Source organism: Dietzia sp. SLG310A2-38A2, from assembly GCF_014145095.1.
Taxonomy (GTDB): Bacteria; Actinomycetota; Actinomycetes; order Mycobacteriales; family Mycobacteriaceae; genus Dietzia.
Genome location: NZ_JAALDX010000261.1, coordinates 1 through 5,467, shown reverse-complemented (window position 1 = coordinate 5,467; position 5,467 = coordinate 1). Strand labels below are relative to the sequence as shown.

General features: G+C 70.5%; 4 protein-coding genes. 1 reads left to right on the top strand and 3 read right to left on the bottom strand.

Annotation, left to right across the window (positions count from 1 at the left end):
* From G6027_RS18795 to G6027_RS09595, 3 genes are all read right to left on the bottom strand, one after another.
* Positions 1-1,139: GNAT family N-acetyltransferase (locus tag G6027_RS18795; protein WP_241727001.1), on the bottom strand; the 1,139-nt coding region annotated here is incomplete at its 3' end.
* On the bottom strand, positions 1,136-2,617 hold the full coding sequence (locus tag G6027_RS09600) for a SidA/IucD/PvdA family monooxygenase (RefSeq protein ID WP_182636976.1): 1,482 nt from the start codon (positions 2,615-2,617) through the stop codon (positions 1,136-1,138). The genes G6027_RS09600 and G6027_RS18795, both read right to left, overlap by 4 nt.
* Entirely contained in the window at positions 2,614-4,104 is a 1,491-nt protein-coding gene (locus tag G6027_RS09595) for a pyridoxal-dependent decarboxylase (protein ID WP_182636975.1), read from the bottom strand. The genes G6027_RS09600 and G6027_RS09595 overlap by 4 nt, the downstream gene beginning before the upstream one ends.
* A gap of 211 nt (positions 4,105-4,315) precedes the next feature.
* Here G6027_RS09595 and G6027_RS09590 point away from each other — a divergent pair, with 211 nt between their 5' ends.
* Positions 4,316-5,407 (top strand): iron-siderophore ABC transporter substrate-binding protein, encoded by a 1,092-nt coding sequence (locus tag G6027_RS09590; protein WP_182636974.1) that lies wholly within the window; start codon positions 4,316-4,318, stop codon positions 5,405-5,407.
* The last annotated feature ends 60 nt before the right edge of the window (positions 5,408-5,467 follow it).

Genomic DNA, 5,467 nt, shown 5'->3' with positions numbered 1-5,467 from the left:
TCCAGCCACACCAGCCGAACGGTCGCGGGCGCCTCCGGGGTATAGCGGTGCCGGTCGGTCAGCCCCAGCCCGATGCGGCCGTTGTTGGCCACGAAACCGGGGTGCCCCTCGGTCATCGCGCCCTCGACCTCCTGCAGGTCGGCGTCGGCGAGTTCCTGCACGGGGCGGGCGCGGTGGTGCAGGCAGAACGCGGCGGACCCGAGGGTCGCGGCGATCTCCTCCAGATAGACGCCCACGAGTGACCCGGGGATCCCGAGCACCGGGGCCAGCGCGGTGATGAGGGCCAGGGCGTCGGGCTCGACCGGCTCACCGGCGACCTCCCGGCGTAATGACCCCTCGTCCACCACCCAGTGCTCCAGGGGCAGCATCCGCCCGCGGAACAGCCACCTCTCCTCACCCGCACGCACCTCGTACACGTCCGGGTTCGCAGTGGGCTGTGGCGAGACGAGTCGCTCGTGGGAGAACTCGGACAGGGCCTTGGCACACAGGCGACGTTGGGCCCGCCGCATCGCGTGGCCGGTGAGGTGCGCGTGGGGTACGGCGCAGGCCGACGGAGGGGACGACGACACGGCCCGTGTGGTCCGGCCGATCTCGGAACCCCGGAAGTCTCCGAGATCGCAGAAGGAGAGCAGGGCGGTCTTGTCGGCGAGCTCCAGCGGCCCGTCCTCCCGGAACCCGGCCCGGGAGTTGAGCCGGTGAACGGCGGTGTTGCGGATGTCCGGCTCAACCACCACGCGTCGGGCACCCAGCGGACCGAAGGCGGTCTCGCAGATCGCGCCGATCACGGCGGCCGTGGTGCCCGGCACGGGCGTCCGCGACGGGGCGACCAGGAGGTGCATCCCCAGGTCCCCGGGTTCGTGGGGGTACCTGCCGTCGAGCTCGACCGCGGCCGGGTCGTAGAACACGGCAAGGCCCACCCGGAGTCCGTCGATGTGCACCATGTGGAGCTGCCGGTGTGGGCTGCCCTGCCAGTCGCGGAAGAACGCGGAGATCTGGTCGGGCGCCATGTGCCGCATGCCCCAGTACGCCGACCCGGGGTGTGACAGCCAGGCGTGGAGGGTCCCGACGGTGGCGGGATCCGCAGACAGGGGTGAGAGCGAGACGAGTCCGGCGGGGGTACTGACGGTGTGATGGTTCATCGGGCCTCCTGGGCCTGCTGGTCGGCGGGCGTGCGGCGCTCGGTGGACGTGTCGGGTCGGGCCTGGTCGGTCTCCCGGGCGGGGCGGGACTCATCGGCCGGGGCGCCGAACCGCTGGAACGCGATGCGTGACTCGACGGGGTAGACCTCGCGACCGGTGACGGACCGCAGGATGATGCTGTTGCGCATCGCCCCCATCCCCAGGTCCGGGGCGCTGAGACCGTGGGTGTGCTCCTCGGCGTTCTGCACGTGGACACGCCGATGTGCGAGGTCGATGGTGTGGTCCCGCGCCACGCGGTAGCGACGGGGCCGGCCCTCGCGGGCCTGCTCGGGTCGGGGTTCCTCCCAGTCGATCTCCGAGGCGATCCCATCGAGGAACCGCGGAGTGGTGGGAGAGTAGCCGGTGGCCATCACCAGGCCGTCCGTGTGGTGCTGCCAGGCCCGTTCGGTGTCGTCGCAGTGCAGGTCCAGTCGGATCCCTGCGCCGTCGACCGTGGCTCCCTCCAGTGTGGTCGCGGCCACCAGCAACCCGGTGTCCTGTCCGTGGGCGGACCGGCGGTAGAGCAGGTCGTGGATCTCGTTGATCAGCTCGGCATCGATGCCTTTGTAAAGGGACCGTTGGTCGCGCAGCAGCCGGTCCCGCTTCCCGGCCCCGAGTCCGTGGAAATGGTCGATGTACTCCGGGGAGGTCATCTCCAGGGTGAGTTTGGTGTACTCCATGGGGAAGAACCGGGGGGACCGGGTGATCCAGTCCACGCGGGGGCCGGAATGCCCCGACGCCGCCAGCAGGTCGTGGTAGATCTCGGCGGCTGACTGGCCGCTGCCCACGACGGTCACCGAGTCCAGCCCGAGCAGCTGCTCGCGCCGGTGCAGGTAGTCGGCGGCGTGCAGCGCCACGCGTCGGCCACCGTGTGGGGAGCCGCCGTCGAGTGAGGTCGTGTCGACAGGCGACCACGGGGTGGTGCCGATCCCCAGTGCCAGGTGCCGTGCGCGGAAGGTCTCCGTGCCGTCGGAGGTGATGGCGGTGACCCGGTAGACGGGCCCGTCCTCGTCGTCGGTCCCTCCGTTCTCCCCGGGCGGCCCGCCCCCGGCTCCGTGAGCCGTCTCGCGTCGGACGTCGACCACCTGCCGTCCCCACCGGAGTCCGCCCACCCGCTCAGAGGCCCAGCGGCAGTACGCGTCGTACTCCGCGCGCAGGGGCTGGAAGTTCTCGCGGATGTAGAACGGATACAACCGGCCCACCTGTTTGAGATACGACAGGAACGAGTACCGCGAGGTGGGGTCGGCCAGCGTGACCAGATCGGCCAGGAAGGGCACCTGGATGGTCGCGTCGTCGAACATGAGTCCGTGGTGCCACGCGAAGCCCTCGCGGGCGTCGAGGAAGACGGCGTCGAGCTCCAGCGGTTCGGCCAGACACGCCAGCCCGAGGTTGAACGGACCGATGCCCACCCCCAGCAGGTCGTGGATCTTCCCGCTCATGACAGCACCGCCGCGGTGGTGGCCTGGCGCATCCCGTCGGCCAGGTACCGGGCGGCCTCCCGGACATCGGCGAGCACGGCCGCCACGTCCTGGTCTGACAGCTCCGGGTCCAGGATCGTGAGCTTGAGGCACGGCCGGCCGTCCACCACCGTCGCCGCGACCACCGAGCGCCCCTCGGCGAACAGCGCGTCCCTCACGGGACGGACCAGGGCGTCGGACTCGTCTGGGTCACAGGCCTCCGGCCGGGGCCGGAACAGGACGGTCGACAGCGCCGGCCTGCGAACCAGCTCGAGGTCGGGCTCGGAGTCGATGGTCCGACCGATCCGCCGGGCCACGTCGATCGCGTCGTCGAGCATGCGGCCGATCCCGTCGGCGCCGAGGACGCGCAGCGTCATCCAGAGCTTCAACGCGTCGAAGCGGCGGGTGGTCTGCAGGGACTTGTCCACGGCGTGGTCGTCACCGTCCGCGGGGTTGAGGTAGTCGGCGCTGACGGTGGAGTGACGGAAGCCGGAGCGGTCTCGCAGGAGCAGTGCGGACGCGGCCACCGGCAGGAAGAAGGTCTTGTGGAAGTCGACGGTCACCGAGTCGGCCAGCCCGATCCCGTCGAGCAGATCGCGGCGGGTGGGGGAGACCAGCAACCCGCCGCCGTAGGCGGCGTCCACGTGCAACCAGACGTCGTGACGGCGACAGACCAGTCCGACCTCACGCAACGGGTCGATCGCGCCGTGGTCGGTGGTCCCGGCCAGGGCGACGACGGCCGCGACCTCGTCACCGGCGTCCGCCACGGACGCCAGGGCCCGGTCGAGGGTGGCGGGGTCCATGCGGTCGCCGTCCCCGGGGAGGATGATCACGGCGTCCGGGGCCAGACCGAGCAGTCGCGCGGCCTTGACCACGCTGAGGTGTGCGTGCTCGCCGGTGACGATCCGCAGTCGGGACAGACGCGCGCAGCGGTCCGCGGGCGTGGTCCCCCCGGGGCCGGGGCGGGCGAGTCGATCCTCGCGTGCGGTGAAGAGCCCCTGGAGGTTGGACTGCGACCCGCCGGTGGTGAACACGCCGTCCGGCGTGACCTGGGCCGGCCGGTCGAACTCGATCAGGTCGGCGACCCAGTCGACGAGCTTCTGCTCGATGAGGCACGCCGAGGTTCCCTGGTCCCACGTCTCCACGGCGGTGTTGACGGAGGTGGCGAGCGTCTCGGCGGCGAGCGCGGGGATGGTGACCGGACAGTTGAGGTGCGAGAGGTAGCGGGGGTGGTGGTACCCGACGGCGTGGTCGAGGTAGAGACCTCGCACCTCCACCATGGCCTTGTCGAGCGTTCCCAGCGGGGTCGACAGATCCACTGCCGCGGTCTGCGCCGCGAGATGGGCGGGAGAGGCGGACGAGCGCGGGGTGGTACGACCGTCGAGGTATCGACCGACCTCGGCGGTCGCCGCGGCCAGGGCGGCGGCGTGGTCCTTCCGGCTTCGGTGGTTCAACAGGTGTTCGTTCACAGGTGCTCCGAACTGATCGCGGACGTGGGTACCGGCGAACGCTATGAGGGTAGGCTAGCCTAATCAACACTAGGGTGACATGAATCACGTTGTGGCCCAGGTGATGTGGGAATGTGGGAATACGGTCTTGCGTTCCTTCGCCGCGCCGCTCTACTGTTGCTCCGTTAAGGTAAGCCAAGCCTAAGCGGCTTTGATCCCACTCGGAGACCACATGAGTTCACCCACCGTCCGATCCCGTGTCCGTCCGGTCGACGCCCCTGATCGCGCACGGGTCGTACTGCTCGTGGCCGCGCTCATCGCGACACTGGCGGTGTTGGCCGGGTGCACGACGGGCTCGGTGGGTGGATCGCAGGACTCGGCCGCAGCGACCGACGTCGAGCGCGACGGGGACTTCCCCCGCACCATCACCCACGCGTACGGGCAGACGGAGATCACCGAACCGCCGCAACGGGTGGCCACGATCTCCTGGGTCAACGCCGATGTCTCGCTGGCGCTGGGGGTGGTGCCCGTGGGCATGCCGAGGAACTCGTTCGGCGGCAACGCCGGTGGATCCACCGACTGGTTCGACGCCGAGCTGGAATCGGTCGGCGGCGAGATGCCCGAGCTGTACTCGGAGACGGACGGCATCAACACCGAGGCCATCGCCGCGCTCCAGCCCGACGTCATCCTGGGTGCCTACTCCGGGATGACCGCCGAGGAATACGAGACCCTCTCCAAGATCGCCCCCACCATCGCGATGCCCGAGGGCGACGTGGCCTTCGGCACCCCCTGGCAGGACTCGACCCGCCTCATCGGCGAGGCACTCGGCCGCTCGGAGCGAGCTGAGGAGCTCATCGACGAGGTGGAGGACCGGATCGCACAGGTCGCCGACGACCACCCGGGCGTCCGGGGGACCACCTTCATCTACGGGACGGTGGATCCGGACGCGGCCGAGAAGATCTACGCCTTCACCGACGTGGACAACCGACCGCGATTCCTCGAACAGTTGGGGATGGTGCAGGCCCCCGTGATCGCCGAGGCCTCGACCGGGGCCGCCGACCAGTTCGCCGTGACCTGGTCGCCCGAGCGGGCCGATGAGCTCGTCTCGGACATCCTGGTCACCTACGCGGCGTCGCCTGACGTGCGCGCCGCGATCGAAGCGGACCCGCTGCTGGGTCGCATCCCCGCGATCGAGGCGGGCCGGATGGTGGTGCAGACCGACGAGCAGCAGGTGCTGTCCATCTCGGCCGCGTCGCCGCTCAGCCTGCCCTGGGCGCTCGACAACGTGGTCCCGGACATCATCGCCGCCGCGGAGCAGAACTGACCGATGCAGGTGACCGCGACGAGCCGGATCGACCCCGCCACGGCGGGGCCACCGGCAGCC

Coding starts and splice junctions, on each gene's coding strand:
- G6027_RS09600 (WP_182636976.1), bottom strand. CDS start 2,617: ATGAGCGGGAAGATCCACGACCTGCTGGGGGTGGGCATCGGTCCGTTC.
- G6027_RS09590 (WP_182636974.1), top strand. CDS start 4,316: ATGAGTTCACCCACCGTCCGATCCCGTGTCCGTCCGGTCGACGCCCCT.